General features: G+C 71.8%; 17 protein-coding genes and 1 rRNA gene. 2 read left to right on the top strand and 16 right to left on the bottom strand.

Features of this window, described 5'->3' with window-relative positions:
• Positions 1 to 154 precede the first annotated feature (154 nt).
• The 5 genes from EIY87_RS32120 to EIY87_RS32100 all read right to left on the bottom strand — a co-directional run bounded on the left by EIY87_RS32120 (position 155) and on the right by EIY87_RS32100 (position 6,027).
• Positions 155 to 784, bottom strand: a complete 630-nt coding sequence (locus EIY87_RS32120) for an NUDIX domain-containing protein (RefSeq protein ID WP_125313670.1) — start codon at positions 782 to 784, stop codon at positions 155 to 157.
• The gene (locus EIY87_RS32115) at positions 781 to 2,481 is read right to left on the bottom strand and encodes a CTP synthase (RefSeq protein WP_125313669.1); all 1,701 of its coding nucleotides are present in this window, start codon (positions 2,479 to 2,481) and stop codon (positions 781 to 783) included. The genes EIY87_RS32120 and EIY87_RS32115 overlap by 4 nt, the downstream gene beginning before the upstream one ends.
• Positions 2,482 to 2,566: 85 nt before the next feature.
• Positions 2,567 to 3,724 carry an acyltransferase gene (locus EIY87_RS32110; protein WP_125313668.1) on the bottom strand — a complete coding sequence of 386 codons (1,158 nt, stop codon included), beginning with the start codon at positions 3,722 to 3,724 and terminating at the stop codon, positions 2,567 to 2,569.
• A gap of 235 nt (positions 3,725 to 3,959) precedes the next feature.
• Positions 3,960 to 5,162: a S53 family peptidase gene (locus tag EIY87_RS32105; protein WP_125313667.1), complete on the bottom strand. Its 1,203-nt coding sequence runs from the start codon at positions 5,160 to 5,162 to the stop codon at positions 3,960 to 3,962.
• A 184-nt stretch (positions 5,163 to 5,346) separates the two neighbouring features.
• The gene (locus EIY87_RS32100; RefSeq protein ID WP_125313666.1) at positions 5,347 to 6,027 is read right to left on the bottom strand and encodes a GntR family transcriptional regulator; all 681 of its coding nucleotides are present in this window, start codon (positions 6,025 to 6,027) and stop codon (positions 5,347 to 5,349) included.
• A gap of 139 nt (positions 6,028 to 6,166) precedes the next feature.
• On the opposite strand from EIY87_RS32100, the gene EIY87_RS32095 reads away from it, so the two are divergent.
• Together EIY87_RS32095 and EIY87_RS32090 are read left to right on the top strand one after the other, a co-directional pair.
• Positions 6,167 to 7,588: an NCS1 family nucleobase:cation symporter-1 gene (locus tag EIY87_RS32095; RefSeq protein ID WP_125313665.1), complete on the top strand. Its 1,422-nt coding sequence runs from the start codon at positions 6,167 to 6,169 to the stop codon at positions 7,586 to 7,588.
• Positions 7,585 to 8,298, top strand: coding sequence for an aspartate/glutamate racemase family protein (locus EIY87_RS32090; RefSeq protein ID WP_125313664.1), 714 nt, complete (start codon positions 7,585 to 7,587; stop codon positions 8,296 to 8,298). The genes EIY87_RS32095 and EIY87_RS32090 overlap by 4 nt, the downstream gene beginning before the upstream one ends.
• 21 nt (positions 8,299 to 8,319) lie before the next feature.
• On the opposite strand, the gene EIY87_RS32085 is transcribed toward EIY87_RS32090, so the two are convergent.
• The 11 genes from EIY87_RS32085 to rrf all read right to left on the bottom strand — a co-directional run.
• Positions 8,320 to 9,270 carry a copper transporter gene (locus EIY87_RS32085; RefSeq protein WP_125313663.1) on the bottom strand — a complete coding sequence of 317 codons (951 nt, stop codon included), beginning with the start codon at positions 9,268 to 9,270 and terminating at the stop codon, positions 8,320 to 8,322.
• Entirely contained in the window at positions 9,267 to 10,451 is a 1,185-nt protein-coding gene (gene steA / locus EIY87_RS32080) for a putative cytokinetic ring protein SteA (protein WP_125313662.1), read from the bottom strand. The genes EIY87_RS32085 and steA overlap by 4 nt, the downstream gene beginning before the upstream one ends.
• Positions 10,452 to 10,549: 98 nt before the next feature.
• Positions 10,550 to 11,722 (bottom strand): DUF1266 domain-containing protein, encoded by a 1,173-nt coding sequence (locus tag EIY87_RS32075; protein WP_225440236.1) that lies wholly within the window; start codon positions 11,720 to 11,722, stop codon positions 10,550 to 10,552.
• Positions 11,722 to 12,708 carry a zinc-binding alcohol dehydrogenase family protein gene (locus EIY87_RS32070; protein WP_125313660.1) on the bottom strand — a complete coding sequence of 329 codons (987 nt, stop codon included), beginning with the start codon at positions 12,706 to 12,708 and terminating at the stop codon, positions 11,722 to 11,724. The genes EIY87_RS32075 and EIY87_RS32070 overlap by 1 nt, the downstream gene beginning before the upstream one ends.
• Before the next feature lie 124 nt (positions 12,709 to 12,832).
• Positions 12,833 to 14,614 carry a DNA repair protein RecN gene (gene recN / locus EIY87_RS32065; RefSeq protein ID WP_191984384.1) on the bottom strand — a complete coding sequence of 594 codons (1,782 nt, stop codon included), beginning with the start codon at positions 14,612 to 14,614 and terminating at the stop codon, positions 12,833 to 12,835.
• 90 nt (positions 14,615 to 14,704) lie between these two features.
• Positions 14,705 to 15,631 carry an NAD kinase gene (locus EIY87_RS32060; protein ID WP_125313658.1) on the bottom strand — a complete coding sequence of 309 codons (927 nt, stop codon included), beginning with the start codon at positions 15,629 to 15,631 and terminating at the stop codon, positions 14,705 to 14,707.
• Positions 15,628 to 16,455 carry a TlyA family RNA methyltransferase gene (locus tag EIY87_RS32055; RefSeq protein ID WP_125313657.1) on the bottom strand — a complete coding sequence of 276 codons (828 nt, stop codon included), beginning with the start codon at positions 16,453 to 16,455 and terminating at the stop codon, positions 15,628 to 15,630. The genes EIY87_RS32060 and EIY87_RS32055 overlap by 4 nt, the downstream gene beginning before the upstream one ends.
• 5 nt (positions 16,456 to 16,460) lie before the next feature.
• Positions 16,461 to 16,658, bottom strand: a complete 198-nt coding sequence (locus tag EIY87_RS32050) for a hypothetical protein (RefSeq protein WP_043774930.1) — start codon at positions 16,656 to 16,658, stop codon at positions 16,461 to 16,463.
• A 17-nt stretch (positions 16,659 to 16,675) separates the two neighbouring features.
• Positions 16,676 to 17,641: an HAD-IIA family hydrolase gene (locus tag EIY87_RS32045; protein WP_125313656.1), complete on the bottom strand. Its 966-nt coding sequence runs from the start codon at positions 17,639 to 17,641 to the stop codon at positions 16,676 to 16,678.
• Entirely contained in the window at positions 17,634 to 18,380 is a 747-nt protein-coding gene (locus EIY87_RS48585) for a tetratricopeptide repeat protein (RefSeq protein WP_225440162.1), read from the bottom strand. The genes EIY87_RS32045 and EIY87_RS48585 overlap by 8 nt, the downstream gene beginning before the upstream one ends.
• Before the next feature lie 1,353 nt (positions 18,381 to 19,733).
• Positions 19,734 to 19,823 (bottom strand): 5S ribosomal RNA (rrf, locus tag EIY87_RS32035); the annotation flags it as partial.

Here is a 19,823-nt window from a genome sequence, read left to right as displayed (position 1 = left end):
ACTCATTCAGGTCTTCGGAGGTCCTGAATGAGTCATTCAAGACACCGTAGGGCCGCCCGGCGCCACTCGCCGCGGCCGGCGCCAGTGGGTCCAGTGGGTTCAAACCAAGGGCGGCCGGCCCCCGGCGACTTTGCCGAGGCCCTCGCAGCGGACCTCAGGACTCCTTGCGCTTGGCGAACGCCGTCGGGCGGTCCTCCCACGGGGCATCCGCCGCGCGAGCCGGGGCCGCGCCCGAGAGCACCGCGTGCGCGGCCAGCACCCCGGACACCGTGGCGCCGTTGACCAGCTCGCCCGCCAGTGCCATCCGCACCGCCTCGGCCAGCGGGAACTTGCGGATCACCAGGTCCGCCTCCTCCTCGCCGAGCACCTCGCGATCCACCTCGGACAGCCCGCGGGCCAGGAACACCCGCACGACCTCGTCGGTGAAGCCGGGCGACGCCGCGACGTCGACCAGCGTCACCCAGTCCGCCGCCGCCAGGCCGACCTCTTCGACGAGTTCCCGGCGGGCCGTGCCCACCGGGTCCTCGCCGACGTGGTCGATCAGGCCCGCCGGCAGCTCCCACAGCCGGTGCCCGATCGGGTGCCGGTACTGGTGGATGAGCGTGACCTGCTGGTCGTCGTCCAGCGCGACGATCGCCACCGCGCCGAGGTGCTCGATCACCTCGCGGGTCGCGGTGGCGCCGCCCGGCATGACGACCTCGTCGATCCGGAGGCCGACGACCCGTCCGATGTGGACGTCCCGGCTGGCCGCGACGCTGAACTCGTGCTCGCCGGGCGCGGTCACCGGGCCGCCACGGGGGCCTCGGGCAGCTCGACCGGGAGCCGCTCGGCGACCTTGCGGTCCACCACGGCCTTGACGAACGCGCTGAACAGCGGGTGCGGCCGGGTCGGGCGGCTCTTGAGCTCCGGGTGCGCCTGGGTGCCGACGAAGAACGGGTGCTTGTCGGCGGGCAGCTCGACGAACTCGACCAGGCGGTCGTCCGGCGAGGTGCCCGAGAACACGAGCCCCGCGTCCGCGAGCTGCTTGCGGTAGGCGTTGTTCACCTCGTAGCGGTGGCGGTGGCGCTCGGACACCTCGGTGGTGCCGTAGGCCTTCGCGACCTGCGAGCCCGGCTTGAGCTTCGCCGGGTACGCGCCCAGCCGCATCGTGCCGCCCATGTCCCGCTCCCCCGCGACGACGTCGCGCTGGTCGGCCATGGTCGAGATCACCGGGTGCGTGGTGTTCTCGTCGAACTCCGACGACCCGGCGTCCTTGATCCCCGCCAGGTGCCGCGCCGCCTCGATGACCATGCACTGCAGGCCGAGGCACAGCCCGAGCAGCGGCACGCCGCGGGTGCGGGCGTACTCGATCGCGCCGACCTTGCCCTCGATGCCGCGGATGCCGAACCCGCCCGGGATCAGCACACCGTCCACATCGGACAACACCGAAGCCGCGCCGGACGCGGTCTGCGCGTCGTCGGAGGCGACCCAGACGATCTCGACCTTGGCGCGGTGGGCGAACCCGCCCGCGCGCAGCGCCTCGGTGACCGACAGGTAGGCGTCCGGCAGGTCGATGTACTTGCCGACGACCGCGACCCGCACGACCTCGTTCGGGTTGTGCACGCGGTCGAGCAGGTCGCCCCACACCGTCCAGTCGACGTCGCGGAACGGCAGGCCGAGGCGGCGGACGACGTAGGCGTCGAGCGCCTCGCCGTGCAGCACCTTCGGGATGTCGTAGATCGACCGCGCGTCCGGGCAGGCGATGACGGCCTCGGTGTCGACGTCGCACATCAGGCCGATCTTGCGCTTGAGGTCCTCGGGGATCTCGCGGTCGGCCCGGCAGACCAGCGCGTCGGGCTGGATGCCGATGTTGCGCAGCGCGGCGACCGAGTGCTGGGTCGGCTTCGTCTTGAGCTCGCCCGACGGCGCCAGGTACGGCACCAGCGAGACGTGCAGGAAGAAGCAGTGGTCGCGGCCGACGTCGTGGCGGACCTGGCGGCAGGCCTCCAGGAACGGCAGGGACTCGATGTCGCCGACCGTGCCGCCGACCTCGGTGATCACGACGTCCGGCGACTGGCCGGTCTCGTCCGGCCCCGCGGCCGCGGTGATCCGCGCCTTGATCTCGTCGGTGATGTGCGGGATGACCTGCACGGTGTCGCCGAGGTACTCCCCGCGGCGCTCCTTGGCGATCACCTCGGAGTAGACCTGCCCGGTCGTGACGTTGGCCTTGCCGTCGAGGTCGCGGTCGAGGAACCGCTCGTAGTGGCCGATGTCGAGGTCGGTCTCGGCGCCGTCGTCGGTGACGAACACCTCACCGTGCTGGAACGGGTTCATCGTCCCGGGGTCGACGTTGAGGTACGGATCGAGCTTCTGCATCGTGACGCGAAGCCCGCGTGCGGTAAGGAGCTGACCCAGGCTCGAAGCCGTGAGTCCCTTACCCAGAGAGGAGGCGACGCCTCCGGTGACAAAGACGTACTTGGTAGCCCGTGACTGAAGTCCCACGGGCCGCCAGCATATCCCAACCCCGCGGATCCGCTCGCTGTGACATGCCCGAACCGCTTTTTGTGCTCCTGACCACCCTGTCGGGCTAAACCCGGGCCGCGACCTCCAGCCGGGGACGCCCGGTGAGCGCGCGGCTGCCCGGCAGCCGCCGCAGCACCTCGACGATCACGATCGTCAGCGCGATCGTCGCCAGGTAGATGATCAAGCTCAGCCAGGGCGCGCCGAAGCGCTCGGCCACGTGCGGGATCGCCGGGCCGAGCAGGGCCAGCGCGAGCGGGTGGACCAGGAAGACGCTGAACGACCGGTTCGCCGCCCAGGACACCAGGCGGGCACCGCGGCTGCCTTCGCGGCGGCGGGCCGACCACCGGGTGGCGAACGCGTAGATCGCGGCGATGACCGTGACGCACCACGGGATCAGGTACGGCTGGAACGGGTCGCTGGCCACCTGCGGGAACGTTCCACTGTGGACGGTGTGCAGATAGCACCACTCGGTGCCCGCCAGCACCGCCACGAGCAGGCCGCCGAGCAGCAGCCGGTGCCGGCCGACCCAGGCGTGCACGGTCTCGAAGTGCATGGCCACGACGGCGCCGAACAGCGTGTAGAACTGGTACGGCAGCAGCGTGGCGTACAGGTGGGTGATCGTCTCGTAGCTGACGCCGAACGGCTGGTAGGTCATGAACAGCGTCACGGCGACCTGCACCACGCCGCTGCCGAGCAGCAGCCACTTGCGCCTGCCCTCGGTCGCGCGCAGCAGCTTCATGATCCACGGGAACAGCAGGTACACCTGCATCGTCACGAGCAGGAAGTACAGGTGGTACCAGGCGCCGCCGGTGACGAGGTCCTTGAGCAGCAGGCGCATCGACGCCTCGAGAGAGTCCGGCTGCTGCGTCCCGGTCACCAGCGAGAACGCCCAGAAGATCATCGTCCACGCCAGGTACGGGGTCGCGACCAGCGGCAGCCGCTTGCGCCAGAAGTCGGACGGCGTGAGCTCGCGGCCGCGGTTCTGGAAGACGAGCACGAACCCGGTCAGCGCGAAGAACGCCTCACGCGTGAAGTGCAGCGGGGTCTCGACGGCGTTGGCGCCGACGTCCTGCGCGAAGTTCGTCGCGCCGACCACGTGGATGAGGATCACGCAGGCGAACGTGATCAACCGGAAGAGGTCGATCTGGTGCAGGTAGGGCGCTCTCCCACCCGGTCTCGTGAGCCGGGCGGGAGCTTCGAGAGTGGCCTGGGCAGTCGTCATCGTGCCGCCGTTCCGGCACCGTCGTCGGCGTGGTTCACGTTGTCAGACTTGCCACCCATTCTGTGAATTTCCCATGAAGGCACTGGGCGGCGCCTGTTGGCGGGCCCCTGCCGGGCTGTCGGATATGCCACTGTCGCTCGGGATGCATCGATCCTGTGATCATGCTAGTGCTCAGCGTGAAGGGCCACCACACGGGCGTGACGACACCCACGTGATGGCCCTTCGCGGCGAACGGTCAGAACGCGCCGGCCCCGTTGGGGGTGCCGAGGCCGGTCGGGCCGTCGTAGCCGGTGACGGCGGTGCAGAGGTAGGTGCCGCCGCACGAGCCGTTGCTGCCGCCGCTCACGTCGTAGAGCGACGAGGTGTGCGAGTACGCCGTGTTCGCGCCGCTGACCCCGCTCACGCCGCCGAGGGCGTACACGCTGCCGACGACCGGCGCCGCGACACTGGTGCCGCCGAACACCATCCAGCCGCTGCGGCCCTGGTAGGCCGTGCTGTCGTAGACCGCGACGCCGGTCGCCGGGTCGGCGACGGCGCTGACATCGGCGACGGTGCGCCGGGCGCAGCCGCTGTCGGTCTGCCACGACGGCTTGGCGACGTAGGCCGAGCAGCCGCTGCCCGCGCCGCTCCACGCGGTCTCGCTCCAGCCGCGGGTGGTCGACGCCTTCTTCAGGCTGGTGCCGCCGACCGCGGTGACGTAGCGCGACGCCGCCGGGAACTCGACGCCGTAGCCGGAGTCACCGGAGCTGACCGTGATCGCGACGCCGGGGTGGTTGAAGTACTTGCCCTCGTCGGTGGTCTCGCCGGAGTACTCACCGCCGCCGTAGGAGTTGCTGACCACTTCGGCACCGAGCCGGACGGCGGTGTTCACGGCGGTGCCGAGGTTGGCCATGCTGGCCGTGCTCGCTTCGACGAGCAGGATGTTGCACTTCGGGCAGATCGCCGAGGCCATGTCGACGTCGAGGGAGATTTCCTGGGCCCAGCCGCCGTCCTTGCGCGGGAAGGACGTCCCGCCGCTCTGGTCGGACTTCGCGAAGCACGGCGTGGTGCTGGCGTCGACCGACGACGGCGTGCACGAGGCGAGCGCGGGGATGCCGTACTGCGCGCGGTAGACGTTGACGTCGGCGAACGCGGTCGGGTCGTCGTAGGCGTCGACGATCGCGATCGTCCGGCCCGCGCCCGCGCTGCCGGCGAGCGAGCCGAGGTTGTACGCGGAGAGCAGGTCGGCCGGGCCGAGCCCGGACGGCGTCGCGGCCGCCGCGGCCGTGACGTGGTCGGTGTCGATCCAGGCGTTGCAGGCCGCGTACCCGGCCGGCGCGGCCGAGCAGACGCGCTGGGCGTGCTGCCCGTGGGTGGCGGGCGCGGGCGCCGCCTCGGCGACGCCGGCGGTGGTGAGGGCGAGGGTGAAGGCTGCGGCGAATGCTGTCGCTCTACGCACAGTGAACCTCCGGGAGGTGGGGACCCGGTCGGCGGGACCGGTGAGCGAAGACAGTAAGCAGCCGTTCAGCCGCGTGACACAGACCAAAGTCGGGTCCCGGTTGCTCCCAATGGTGGAAAATCCGGGCGCGCGAAGGCATTCCCCGCCAAACCGGACTTCGCCGCGGCACTACTCCCGGTAGCGGTCAGCCCGCCGGGCGCTCACCTGTTTCCGCTTCCCCGAAGAGGGACTTCAGCGTCACCTCGCGGTTGACCCGCACGTGCTCGACGGCTTCGGCGTGCGCCCGCTCGGCGTCGCCCGACGCGATGGCGTCGTAGAGCCGGCGGTGCTCGTCGAGCAGCTCGGCCCAGTGCTCGTTCTGGCTGGTGAGCCAGCGGAGCCTGCCTTGCAGCGGCTGCAGCATCGTGGTCAGCAGCGTGTTGCCGGCGGTGGCGACGATCTCGTCGTGGAAGCGCGAATTGAGCACGGTGATCCGGGCCGCGTCGCCACGTGCCGTCGCGCGGGCGGCGTCGGCGAGCACCCGCTCGAGCCGCTTCAGCTCCGCCGCGCCGGCCCGTTCGGCGGCACGCCCCGCCGCGAGCCCTTCGAGGGCTTCCCGGACGTCGAACAGCTCCTCGACGTCGATGCGGGCCAGCTGCCGGACGACGATCCGGCGCGCCGACTGCTCGACGAGGAACCCCTCGGCTTCGAGACTGCGGATGGCCTCGCGGACGGGCACCCTGGAGACACCGAGGTCCTCGGCCAGCTCGCGCTCGACCAGCCGGTCGCCCGGACGGAGGCGGCCGGTCAGGATCCGTTCGCGCAGCTCGTCGCGCACCCGCTGCCGGGTGGCCGCGAGGGGTTGCCGCTCGCTCGCCGTCGTCACCGACTCCCCTCTCCTCAACACGCCCGTAACAAGAGTTTACGGGCCGAAGGGTTGACGGCGGCGGACCACGGGGTGATATTTGGGATGCCAAATTTTGGTATCCCAAATCGCCGTCGCAGCACGTCGATCGGAGGCCCGCATGACCGCCGCCCCGCTCACCGACACCCAGCAAGAAACGACCGCGCCACCCGATCCCCGGCTCTGGAACGAAGACCTCGCGCCGGCGGAAGAACGCCGTTGGAAGGTCTATGACATCTTCGCGCTGTGGATGTCCGACGTGCACAACCTCGGCAACTACACCTTCGCGGCCGGGCTGTTCGTGCTCGGCCTGTCCGCCTGGCAGGTGTTCACCGCCCTGCTGTTCGGCTTCGTGATCATCTACTTCGGCATGAACCTGATGGGCCGGATCGGCCAGCGCACCGGCGTCCCGTTCCCGGTCGTCGCGCGGATCAGCTTCGGCACGTTCGGCGCCAACCTGCCCGCGCTGATCCGCGCGATCATCGCGATCTTCTGGTACGGCATCCAGACCTACCTCGCGAGCGTCGCCATCACCCTGCTCGTGCTCGCCATCGACCCCGGCCTGAAACCGTTGACCGAGCACGGTTTCCTCGGCCTGCACGCGCTCGGCTGGATCTGCTTCGTCGCGCTGTGGGCGGTCCAGGCGCTGATCCTGACCCGTGGCATGGAGTCCGTCCGCAAGTTCCAGGACTGGTGCGGGCCGGCGATCTGGGTCGTGATGATCGCGCTCGCCGTCTGGATCCTCGCCGCCGGCAACTGGCACATTTCCCTGACCAGCAGCCCGAAGCAGCTCTCGACGGGCGAGCAGATCCGGCAGTGGTTCGGCGCGGCCGGGCTGATCCTGGCCACCTACGGCACGCTGATGCTGAACTTCTGCGACTTCTCCCGCAACGCCCCGGACCAGAAAACGGTGAAGCGCGGCAACTTCTGGGGCCTGCCGATCAACTCGACGGCGTTCGCGCTGCTGTCGGTGATCGTGACGGCGGGCAGCATGCAGGTGTTCGGCGAGGCCATCACCGACCCGGCCGAGCTGCTGGCCAAGGTGCACAACACGCCGGTGCTCATCGTCGGCGCGCTGACGTTCGCCGTCGCCACGATGGGCGTCAACATCGTCGCGAACTTCGTCTCCCCCGCCTACGACCTGGCCAACATCTGGCCGAAGCGGATCTCGTTCACCGTCGGCGGCCTGATCAGCGCGGTGGCCGCGCTGTGCGTGCTGCCGTGGAAGCTCTACTCCTCGCCGGCGGTGGTCAACTACTTCCTCGGCGGGCTGGGCGCGTTCCTCGGGCCGCTGTTCGGGATCATGATCGTCGACTACTACGTGATCCGGCGCGGCAAGGTCGACGTCGCGCAGCTGTTCGTCGACGGCGGCGCGTACCCGCGGGTGAACCCGCGTGCGCTGGTGACGTTCTTCCCGACCGCCGCGCTCGCCGCGGTGATCGCGCTGGTGCCGTTCTTCGCCCCGGCCGCCCCGTACTCGTGGTTCATCGGCACGGCGTCGTCAGCGGCGCTCTACTACGTCGTTTCGAGGAAGCACCGATGAGGATCGTCGTCACCAACTGCAACACCACCGAGGCGATGACGAAGGAGATCGAAGCCGGGGCCCGCGCGGCCGCGAGTCCCGGCACCGAGATCCTGGCGCGGACACCGCGCTGGGGACCGGAATCCGCGGAGGGGTGGCTCGACAGCTTCCTGTCCGCCGCGGCGGTGCTGGACCTGTTGCGGGGCCTGGACGAACCGTTCGACGCCGTCGTGCTCGCCGGGTTCGGCGAGCACGGCCGCGAAGGCGCCCGCGAGCTGCTCGACGTCCCGGTCGTCGACATCACCGAAGCCGCCGCGCACCTGGCCTGCCTGCTCGGCCGCCGCTACGGCGTGGTGACCACTTTGGACCGGACGTGCGGGCTGATCGAAGACAGCCTGCACGCTGCCGGCGTCGCGCAGAACTGCGTCACGGTCACCGGCGCCGGGCTCGGCGTGCTGGAGCTGACGGACGAGCGCCGCACGGAATCGGCGTTGCTCACCGCCGGCCGCCGCGCCCGGGACGCCGGCGCGGAGGTGCTCGTGCTCGGCTGCGCCGGGATGACCGGCCTGGACCGCAAGATCGCGACGATGCTGGACATCCCGGTCATCGACGGCGTCGCGGCGGCGGTCCGGCTGGCGGAATCGCTGGTGGCACTGGGACTGAACACCAGCCGCGCGGGCTCGTACGCCCGGCCGCTGGACAAGAGGCGCACCTGGCCGCACGCGGGCTGAGCAGTCTGCCGCGGCTTGTCGTCAGTTGCCGGTGGGGGCGCCGACCCCCGGCGCCGGGGCCTGGGCGTTGCCGGCGATGCCGTAGCGCCCGGACCCGCCGTCGAGCTGTTCCTTCAGCGCCAGCACGGTGCTCACCCGCCCGGCCGACGAATCGACGTTGTCCACAGTGGACAGGATGGACGTCGCCGAGGTGTCCGCGCGGACGACGCCGAGCGCGCCGGTGCCGTCGGCCGAACCGGCGTCGCCCGCGAGCACCGTGCCGGCGCCGGAGCGGTCGAGCTGCGTGGCGAAGCGGGCGATCGTCGCCGCGCGGTCACCCGCGCCGTCGCCGGTGGCCTGGGCGCCGGTCAGCACGATCGCCAGCTGCGCCGGCTTCACCTCCCCGCCGGCCTTGACGAAGCCGCCGTCGGTGAGCCCGCCGATCGCGGCCGCGAGCTCCTCGCCCGAGGACTGCGGTTTCGCGGTGGTCTTGTCCAGCAGCAGCACCGAGCCGAGCAGCGCGCCGGCGAGCGTGCCGGAGTCGCCCGCGGTCGGGAACTTCGAGCCGGCCGGCTGCAGCCGCGTGACGACGTCGCGGAGCTGGTCGGCCTTGTCGGGGTCGGCGAACGCCGCGGTCAGCTGGACCTCGCCGGTCACCGAAGCGCCGGACTGGCCGATCAGCTGCTTGAGCGCGTCCCGGTCGGCCGGGCGCGCGTCCTCGGTCGTCACCAGCACCACCGACCGCTTGTCGAGCGCGCCGGCGACGACCTTCGGGCCCATCGAGCCGGCGAACGCGTCGGCGTCGGCGAGCCGGGCGTTGAGCGCGTTGCGCTGCGCCTCGAGGTCGGAGACCTGGCTGCCGAGGTCCTTCTTCTCCCCCGCGAGCCCCGACAGCAGCGTGCCGTTCAGCGCGGTCGAGCCGAGCACGACGCCGACGGCCAGCGCGAGGAAGCAGGCGGCGATGGAAACGACGTGGTAGCGCAGCGAAATCACGTGAACAATCCCTTGACCCAGGCGAAGAGCGAATTCCAGGTGTCGCGCAGCCAGTCCACGTAGACCGAGCCGACGTCGGACACCAGCAGGGCCGCGGCGACCACCACGACCGCGGCGAGCACGAGCAGGACGACCGCACCGATCGACACCCGGCTGCGGTGCAGCGTCGCCACCGCTTTCCCGTCGACGAGCTTCGTGCCGAGCTTCAGCCGGGTCAGGAACGTCGACGGGTTCGAACCGGACCGGCCGTGGTCGAGGAATTCGCGCAGGGTCGCCTGGAACCCGACGGTGACGACCAAGCTCGCGCCGTGCGCGTCGGCCAGCAGCAACGCGAGGTCTTCGGCGTTGCCGGACGCGGGGAACGTCACCGCGCCGATGCCGAGGTCCTGGATCCGCTCGACGCCGGGCGCGTGCCCGTCGGGCTGGGCGGGCACCACGACCTCGGCGCCCCCGCGCAGCGTGGCGGTGCCGATGCCGGTGGGGTCGCCGACGATGATGTCCGGCTGGTAGCCCTGCACGCGCAGGGTGTCCGCGCCGGCGTCCACGCCGACCAGCACCGGGCGGTGCTCGGCGATGTACTTCTTGAGCTTCTTGAGGTCCTCGGCGTGCCCGTTGCCGCCCGCGACGACCAGCACGTGCCGGTCGCGGATCTGCGCCTTCAGCTCCGGCACGCCGACGCCGTCGAGGATCAGCGTGCGCTCGCGGCGAAGGAACTCGATGGTGTTGGCCGAGAACGCTTCGAGCTGCGTCGACATCCCGGCCTTGGCCTCGATCATCTGGTCGGCGACGCTGTCGGCGCTCTGCTCGATGCCGGAGGCGACCTGCCGCTCGCCGACGTACACGACGCCGTCGAGCAGGCGCAGCTTCGTGCCGTCCTTGATCGTGCGCAGCAGCTCGCCGCCGACCGAGTCGACCAGCGGGATGCCGGCGGCGACGAGGATCTCCGGTCCCATGTTCGGGAACCGGCCGGAGATCGACGGCGACGCGTTGACCACGCCGGCGACCTCGGCCTCGACCAGGGCGTCGGCCGTCGCGCGGTCGAGGTCCAGCTGGTCGAGCACGACGATGTCGCCGGGACTGATCCGGCGCAGGAGCTCCCGGGTCCGGCGATCCACGCGGGCGACGCCGGTGATCCCCGGGAGGGGTTCTTGGTTCCGCGTGAGCAGGCCGGTGAGCTTCATGTGGCCGATGGTGACAAATTTGCTCGTGGGACGACGGACGCCACGCCGTAGGCGCTGTGACTCGTTGTGGTGAGCCGCGTCGCCATCCCCCGCGCGGGTCAGGCCTCGGACTCCTCCGACAGCGAGCCGAAGCCGAGGTTCAGCCAGGGACTCGCCGGGTCCTGAAGGAGCTGGTGGTGGACCCGCACGGCCGCCGGGTACCACTCGCCGAAGTCGTCGCCGTCGGCGTGCAGCACCCGGCCCATGACGTATCCCGCCGACAGGTCGGCCCATGACTGGTGGTAGCGGCGCGCCAGCGAGCCGGCTTCGAGCACCATCAGCTCGGCGGTGAGCGCGTCGCAGTAGCCTGCCGCCAGCCCGGCGCGGGCGATCGCGACCGCCCGGCCGACGTCCCAGGACAGCGCCGTCGTGACGAACCCGTCCGCGTCGACCAGGCCGTCGGCGCGGAACCGCTGCTCGTAGCGGGACACGCGGCGGACGGTGTGGCGCAGCTCGTCGGCCTGGTCGTCGGCGTCGTTCTCCGCGCACCACCGGTCGACCAGCCCGGCCCAGGTCAGCGGGTCGAACTCGCCACCCGGCAGCCCGTACTCGGCGGCGAACCGCAGCCGGAGCATGAGCACCAGGTTGCCGGGCGTCAGCGCGTAGCCGTCGCCGATCAGCCGGGTCATGGTCGCGCGCCACTCCGGCGGATCGGGCACGTTCCACCAGTCCCGCAGGCTCCGGACCTCGGCGACGTAGTCGTGGAAGCGCCCGTCGAGGACGTTCCACGGCGTGGCTTCGAGGACGGCGAGGTGCGCGCCGCAGGCGAGCGCGTGCGCGATCGGCCCCTCGAGGTGCCCGTACGGCGCCGTGAGCAGCCGCTCGACCTGCTCCTCCAGCGGCGTGACGTCCTCGAGGTGCGCGTCGAGCCACGGCTGCAGCGTCGCACCCGGCAGCCGCCACTCACCGCGGGTGCCGCGGTTGAACACGACCCGCTCGTGCCGCCCGACGCCGTCGACCGCCCAGTCCAGCGCGCCGCTCATCGCCACGACGTCCGGGCCGAGGTCAGGCAGCGCGCCGCGGGTGAAGACCTGCAGGAACTCGTCGCCGCCGGTCTCGAAGTAGACGTTCGGGAAGGTCTCCGCCCGCTCGTCGAGGATGCTGCGGGCGTCCACCCGCCGGATCGGCACGAACAGCTCCTCGCCGGCGAGGAGGCCGAGGTAGCGGTCGAGGTCACCGTCCCGCCGCGCGGCGGCGAGCTGGGCTTCGACATCGGCGGGCGGCGGCAGCATCACGGGGCGGCTCCCTCCGATCGGCCGGTCAGCACGACGAGCTTGCCCGCCGTCCGGTTGTGCTCCAGGTCGTCGTGCGCCTGCCGGATCTCCGCCATCGGGTAGACCTTCGCCGGGCCGAGGCTGGCTTCGCCGGCCGCGATCCGGTCGAGGTACCGCTGGAGGACGGAGGCGGGCAGGTCGTCCGCCTCACCACCATAAGCGGTCAGCCGCACCCCGGCGGGAAGGTAGCCGATCGGATAGAAAGATTTGACCGTCCACTGGTTCGACAACATGCCGGTGAAGCAGACGGTTCCGTGCACGCGGGTGGCGTTCAGGGTGTCCGGCAGGGTCGGCGTCCCGACCAGTTCGAGCGCCGCGTCGACGCCGTCCGGGACGATCTCCCGGACCTGTTCCGCGACGTTCCCGTCGTCCAGCAGCGGGTGGTCGACGCCGTGCTCGCGCAGCGTTTCGAGGCGGTCCGGCTGCCGGGTGGTGGCGAAGACGGTGGCACCGAGGTCCTTCGCCAGCGTGGCGGTCGCGAACCCGAGAGCGGAAGTACCGCCGCGGATCAGCAGCGTCTGGCCGCGCCCGAGGTCGAGTCCGGTGGTCAGCGAGCCGTACGCGGTCTGCAGTGTCTCGGGAACCTGACCGAGGACCTCCCACGGCAGCTCGGAATGGAACGGGATGACCTGCTCGCGCGGGACCACGGTGTACTCGGCGTAGCCGCCGTCGAACGTCCGGCCCATCCCGCCCATCATCGTGGCGACCTGCTGCCCGGGCGCGAAGCCGTCGCCGGCGTCGACGATCCCGACGGCTTCGATCCCGGGGACCCGCGGGAACGTGACGCCTTCGGCCAGCCCGAGCCGGGTGTGCAGCTCGGACCGGTTGAGCCCGAACGCCTTGACCGCGATCCGCACCCAGCCGGGTTTCACCGCCGGCAGCGGCAGCTCTTTCAGCTCGAGGTTCTCGACGGGACCGGGTTCTCGGAGTACCACCGCGCGCATCCTGGGTCCTTTCTTCGCATGCGAACAGTCCGCACAACAACTGCGTCGACGGCCTCGAATCCGCGGGCTACGCGCGCGGCGAACCGGACCCGGCAGGTCTCGCCGCGCCGGAGTCCGCGACTGACTACTTCTTCTTCGCCGCCCGCTTCCGCTTGGGCGTGAACTCGGCCTTGTCCTTCTCCGCCGTCGCCAGCAGTTCCTCCGCGTGCGCCCGCCCGGTCTCGTTGTCCATCCCGGCGAGCATCCGGGCCAGCTCGCTGACGCGCTCGGCCTGCTTCAGGTTCTTCACGCCACTGCGCGTCACGCCGCCGCTGTGACCCTTGTCCACCACCAGGTGCTGGTCGGCGAACGCCGCCACCTGCGGCAGGTGCGTCACCACGAGGACCTGGTGGGTGCGCGCGAGCCGCGCCAGCCGGCGGCCGATCTCGACCGCCGCGCGGCCGCCTACGCCCGCGTCGACCTCGTCGAACACCAGCGTCTGCACGGTGTCCGCGTGGGCCAGCACGACCTCGATCGCCAGCATCACCCGCGACAGCTCACCGCCGGAGGCCGCCTTGTGCACCGGCAGCGGCGGGGCGCCGTCGTGGGCCCGCAGCAGCAGCTCGACGTCGTCGACGCCGTCCGCGCCCGCGTGCACCGCGCGGCCGTCGATGGTCAGCGCGTGCGTGTCGCCGTGCTCGGCGGGGCGCTGCTCGACGGTGACCTCGATCGCCGCCTGGCCCATCGCCAGGCCGGACAGCTCCTTGGTGATCTCGGCCGCGAGTTCGGCGGCGGCCTTCTCACGCGCGGCCGACACCTCGGCGGCGTGCGCGGCCAGCTGGGTCCCGAGCTGGTCGCGCCGCAGGGCCAGCCCGGCGAGGGCCTCCTCCGAGGTGTCCATCGACTCCAGGCGGCGCCGGGCGTCGTCGGCCCAGGCGAGCACGCCGTCGACGTCCGCCGCGTACTTGCGGGTCAGCCGCTTGAGGTCGGCCTGCCGGGCCAGGACCTTCTCCAGCAGCGCGGGGTCGGCGTCCAGCGTCTCGACGTAGCTGCCCAGCTCGGCCCCGACGTCGGCGAGCAGCACCGACGCCTCTTCCAGCCGCGGCGCGAGGTCGCGCAGCACGGCGTCCTCGGACGTCGAGAGCCGCCGCAGCGCCTCCGAGACCAGGCCGGCCGCGCCAGGGGCGTCCGGATCGCCGTCCGGGGAGCCGGAAACGGCGACGTGCGCTTCGGTCGCCGTCGCGCGCAGCTCGTCGACCGCCGCGAGCCGCTTGATCTGTTCGGTGAGCTCGACGTCCTCGCCCGGCTCGGGCGCGACGGCGTCGATCTCGGTGAGCCCGTGCTTGAGCAGGTCGGCCTGCTGGGCCATCTCCCGCGACCGCGTCGACCGCTCGGTCAGCTCCGCGATCACCGCCAGCCACTCCGCCCGGACCTCCTGGTAGGCGCTCAGCGGCTTCGCCACGGCGTCGCCGGCGAACCGGTCGATCACCGCGCGCTGCTCGGCCGGGCGCAGCAGCCGGAGCTGGTCGTTCTGCCCGTGCACCGCGATCAGCTGCTCGGACAGCTCCGCGAGCACGCCGACCGGCACGGACCGCCCGCCGAGGTGGGCGCGCGACCGCCCGTCGACGGCGACCGCCCGCAGCGCGATCACGCTGCCGTCCTCGTCCACGTCGGCACCCGAATCGGTGACGATCCGCTCGGCGCCTTCGACGCCGGCGTAGGTGAACCGCCCCTCGACGAACGCCTTGAGCATCCCCGTCCGGACCTTGGACACCTCGGCCCGGCCACCGGACAGCAGGTGCAGCCCGGTGACGACCATGGTCTTGCCCGCACCCGTCTCACCGGTCACGACGGTGAAGCCCGCGTGCAGTTCCAGCAGGGCGTCCTCGATGACTCCGAGGCCCTGGATGCGCATCTCGGCCAGCACGCCGCCTACCGTAGCGGCCACCACCGACACTCTGCGCGCCCGGGACCCCGGCGAGTCGCCGATATGTTCGAATAAAGCGTTAAGTGGCGGTTACTCGCAGGGGCGCGCGTGCCGCTCGCGCCAGCTCTTGACCGGCAGTGAGAACTTCTGGACCAGCCGATCCGTGAATGGCCCGTCCCAGAGCCGGACCAGCCGCACCGGCGTGGTGCCGCACGTGACCCGCACCCGCACCCCCGGCGGCAGGTCGACGTGCCGGGTCCCGTCGCAGGTCAAGACCGCCGACGAGCCGTCCGGGTCGATCCCGACGGTGATCACCGAGTCCCGCGAGACGACCAGCGGCCGCGCGAACATCGCGTGCGCGTTGCTCGGCACGACCAGCAGCGCCTGGACGTCCGGCCAGATGATCGGGCCGCCCGCCGAAAACGCGTACGCCGTCGAACCGGTGGGTGTGGCGCAGAGCACACCGTCGCAGCCGAATGCCGACACCGGGCGGCCGTCGACTTCGATCAGGGCGTCGAGGACCCGCTCGCGCGTGCTCTTTTCGACGCTGGCTTCGTTGAGGGCCCAGGTGCGGGCAACCTCCTCGCCGCCGTGGGTGACCGTGACGTCGATGGTCATCCGCTCTTCGACCTGGTAGTCGCCGTCGACGACCCGCTGCACGGTGTCGGCCAGTGCGTCGGAGTCGGCCTCGGCGAGGAAGCCGACGCGCCCGAGGTTCACGCCCAGCACCGGCACCCCGGCGGGCCGGGCCAGCTCCGCCGCGCGCAGCAGCGTGCCGTCACCACCGAGGACGAAGACCAGCTCGACGCCCTCCGCGGGGTTGTCGTCCGGGTCGACGACGGTGCAGGTCGCGCCGACGCCGTGCTCGTCGGGGTTGATCAGCGCGCAGACGTCGTGCTCGATCACCCGGATCCGGATGCCTGCCTTGGCGAAGCGCGCCGAAACCTCGCGCGCGGCCTCGCCCGTCGCGTCACGATCGGGGTGCACCATGAGGAGCACTTCACGTTCGGTGGTCATGCGGGCCCTTCCTCGACGGCGGTTCGGACGAGCCGCTCGGCCTCAGACCTGTCTACCGCGTCCACAGTGGACCCGGCCACGTGTTCTTTCTTCAGCCACACGAAGTACTCGACGTTCCCGGAGGGCCCCGGCAGCGGGCTCGCCGTCACCCCGCGCAGCGCGAGCCCGAGCTTCGCGGCCTCGTCGATGACGGTGAGCACGGATTCGGCGCGCAGCTCCGGGTCGCGGACCACGCCACCGCTGCCGAGCCGGTCCTTGCCCACTTCGAACTGCGGCTTGACCATCGGCACCAGGTCGGCGCCTTCGCGCGCGCAGGCGGCGAGCGCGGGCAGCACGAGCTTGAGCGAGATGAACGAGAGGTCGCCGACGACGACGTCGACCTGGCCGCCGAGGTCGTCGGGAGAGAGGTTGCGAACATTGGTGCGGTCCATGACCACGACCCGTTCGTCGGTGCGGATCCGCCAGTCGAGCAGGCCGCGGCCGACGTCGGCGGCGATCACGGTCGCGGCGCCGTTGCGGAGCAGGACGTCGGTGAAGCCGCCGGTGGACGCGCCGGCGTCGAGGCAGCGCTTGCCTTCGACGCTCAGGTCCGCGAAGGCTTCGAGGGCGCCGAGCAGCTTGTGCGCGCCGCGGGAAGCCCAGCCGGGGTCGTCCTCGTCCTTGACGACGATGGGCGCGTCGGTCTCCACGCCGGTGGCGGGCTTGCTGGCCACCATGCCGCGCACGGTGACCTTGCCGCCGGTGATCAGGGCCGAAGCCTGCTCGCGCGACCGGGCGAGGCCGCGCCGAACCAGTTCCGCGTCGAGGCGCGCCCGCTTGGGCACCGTGGTCAGACCTTGTCGATGCTGGAGAGGGCGACCGTCAGCTCGGTGTGCACCGCGTCGAAGCGCTCGACGTGCTCCGCGAGCGGCAGCGCGTCGAGGTCGTCCAAGCCGGCGACGGCTTCGTCGATGCCGGCCCGCGGGTCGGTCTGCTGCGAGAACGAACCGGGCGGCGGGCCCGGGACGGGGTAGGGATGATCCTGCACGTCACAAACGGTAGCAGTCAGCGCAGCCGGGCCTTCGCGTCCTCGCCGAGTTCGGTGACTCCGGTCTCCCAGGCCACGTGGCACAGCGCGCGGAGCAGGTCCAAGCCGTCGCCGTCACCCGTCGCCGTCAAGGTCTGGTTCTCGACGGTCACGGACCACCCCGGCCGCGGCCCGATCTTGAGGTCTTCGGGTGACTCGGTGAGCGCGGTGAGGTCCTCGGCCAGGTAGGTCCCGCGCTCGGCGGGGATGGCCCGGATCAGCTGCTCCGGCGTCGCGACCCCGGAGAGCACGACGAGCGAGTCGATGCCCGCGGCGACCGCGCCGGCGATGTCGGTGTCGAGCCGGTCGCCGACGACGAGCGGCTTTTCGGCACCGGCGGACCGCGCGGCGGTCTCGAACAGCAGCGGCTGCGGCTTCCCGGCGACCAGCGGTTCGACGTCGGTGGCGGTCCGCAGCGCGGCGACCATCGAGCCGTTGCCGGGCAGCAGGCCGCGTTCGCTGGGCAGCGTCGCGTCGACGTTGCAGGCGACCCACAGCGCGCCCGCGCGGATGGCCAGGCAGGCCTCGGCGAGCGCGGCCCAGGTGTTGTCGGGCGAGTGCCCCTGGACGACCGCCTTGACGCCGTCGCCGTTCTCCCGCACCGGCGTCAGCCCGGCCCCGGCGACCTCGGCCGCCAGTGATTCGGTGCCGACCACCAGGACTTCGGAGCCGGGCTCGAGCCGGTCCTCGAGCAGGACGACACCGGCCTGGGCGCTGGTGTGCACCTCGTCGACGCCGGCGGGCATGCCGAGGCCGGTGAGGTGCGCGACGACCTCCTCCGGCGCCTTGGAGGCGTTGTTCGTGACGAACCGGACGGGAGTGCCGTGCTCGCGCGCCGCCTGGATGGTCTCCGGGGCGCCCGGGATCACCCGGGCGCCGTGGTAGACGGTGCCGTCGAGGTCGAACAGGACGGCGTCGTAGGCCGCGAGCAGGGCGTCACTCATCCTTCTCCTCGTTGGCCAGGTCGGCGGCCCGCTCGGCGGCGTCGGTCTCGTCCTCGGCGTCGGCCTCGGCGGCGTTGAGGAACCACTGGACGGCCTCGTCCTTGCGGCCCGCGGCGACGAGGTTGTCGGCGTAGGCGTAGAAGAGGCGAGCGCTCCACGGATCGCGCTTCTCCGCCTTGAGGTCGTCACCCTGCAGCGAGACGACGGCGGCGTCGAGCTGCCCGAGATCCCGCCGAGCCCCGGCCGCCACGATCGCGAGCTCGATCTGCACGGCCTTGCTCAGCGACGCCTTGTCGGCCTCCTTGGCGAGGTCGAGGGCCCGCTCGGGCCGCCCGAGAGCACGCTCGGCGTCGGCGATGATGGCGATGTGGTCGTCGGTGCGCGTCATCCGCCGCACGGCCCGCAGCTCGGAGAGGGCTTCGGACCAGTTGCCGGCGTGGTAGGCGACGAGCCCGAGCGCCTCACGGACGATCGGCACCCGCGAAGCCTTGGCCTTGGCGTACTTGGCGTGCTCGAGCGCGGCCTCGGGATCACTGTCGATCAGCCCCCCGGCGGCGACGAGGTGCTTCCCGACGGTCTCGGCCAGCCCCTTCGGCAAGGTCCTCAGCTCGCGGCGGGCGTCCTCGTCGAGGTCGGAGAACTCGATGTCCTCGGGCAGCTCGGGCGCCTCGAGGAGTTCCTTGGCGAGCGCTTCGTCATCGAGCGCGGACCCGACCTTGGGCCGCGGTTCCCGCCGCACGGGCCGGTCGTCCCGCTTGAAGTCCCCACCGGACCGCGGCTTCCGATCCCCGTAGGAAGCCTTCCCCTGCGGCCGCGAGGCACGGTCGTCGCTGCCGCGCCGGTCGTCACGCCCACCGGAGTCGCGGTTGCCGTAGCCACCGCCGCTCGGCCGCCCGGAATCACGGCTGCCACCGCGCCGGTCGTCACGGCTGTCAGAGTCACGGTTGCTGTAACCACCGCTGCTCGGCCGCCCCGAGTCACGGCTGCCACCGCGGCGGTCGTCACGGCCGCCGGAGTCACGGTTGTACCCGCCGCCCCGGCGGTCGTCACGCCCACCGGAATCGCGGCCGCCGTACCCACCGCCGCGACGGTCGTCGCGGCCGCCCGAGTCGCGGTTGTACCCGCCGCGGCCACCGGAGTCACGGTCGCCCGACCGGCCGCTGTAATCGCGGTCGCCATAGCTCGACCGACCGGAGTCCCGGGAACCGTAGCCACCGCCCGAGTCACGGTCGCCCGACCGGCCCGAGCCGCGGGACCCGTAACCACCGCCCGACCGGCCACCGGAATCACGGTCGCCGAAGCTCGACCGACCGGAGTCGCGAGAGCCGTAACCGCCGCCCGAGTCACGGTTGCCATAGCTCGACCGCCCCGAGTCACGAGAGCCGTAGCCCCCACCCGACCGGCCGCCCGAGTCGCGAGAGCCGTAACCCCCACCCGACCGGCCACCCGAGTCACGGGAGCCATAGCCACCACCCGACCGGCTACCGGAGTCGCGGCCGCCGTATCCACCACCGCGGCGATCGCCGCTGCCCGAGTCGCGGCCGCCGTAGCCGCCGCGGCGGTCGTCACGGTCGCCGGTGCTGCGGTTGCCGTAGCCACCGCCGCTCGGCCGGCCGGAGTCCCGGTTGCCGTAGCCGCCACGGCGGTCGTCGCGCCCACCGGAGTCGCGGTTGCCGTAACCGCCGCCGCTCGGCCGGCTGCCGCGGCGGTCGTCGCGGTCGCCGAAGCCGCGGCCGCCGTCGCGGCCCTGACCTGCGCCGCTTCCGCGCTGGTCGCGGGGACCGTCGCCACTGCGGAAGGGCTTGCCGCCACCGCGGACACCGCGGTCGTCACGGCGAGGCCGGCCCTGGTGCCCGCCGTCGCGGCCGCCGCGGTCCTGGCGCGCACCGCGCCGGTCTCCCCGGGGTGCGTCCGACCGGTCCCGGGAGCCTTCGTCCCGGCGTGCCGATCGGCCGGACCCATCATCCGCTGAGTCTCGTCGACCGAACTCGGACACCTGGCCTCCTGCCGTGGAAAAATCTTGTTCTGGACATACGCGTACGGCCCGCTAGGGCAGCCAACTGGCTATCCTAACGGGCCGTACCGAAGGTAAGTTCGGCGGTGTCCTACTCTCCCACAACCCTTCGATTGCAGTACCATCGGCGCTGTCAGGCTTAGCTTCCGGGTTCGGAATGGGACCGGG

Source organism: Amycolatopsis eburnea (assembly GCF_003937945.1).
Taxonomy (GTDB): domain Bacteria; phylum Actinomycetota; class Actinomycetes; order Mycobacteriales; family Pseudonocardiaceae; genus Amycolatopsis; species Amycolatopsis eburnea.
The sequence above is the reverse complement of the archived record's forward strand: the minus strand, read 5'-3'. Positions and strand labels throughout refer to the sequence as shown.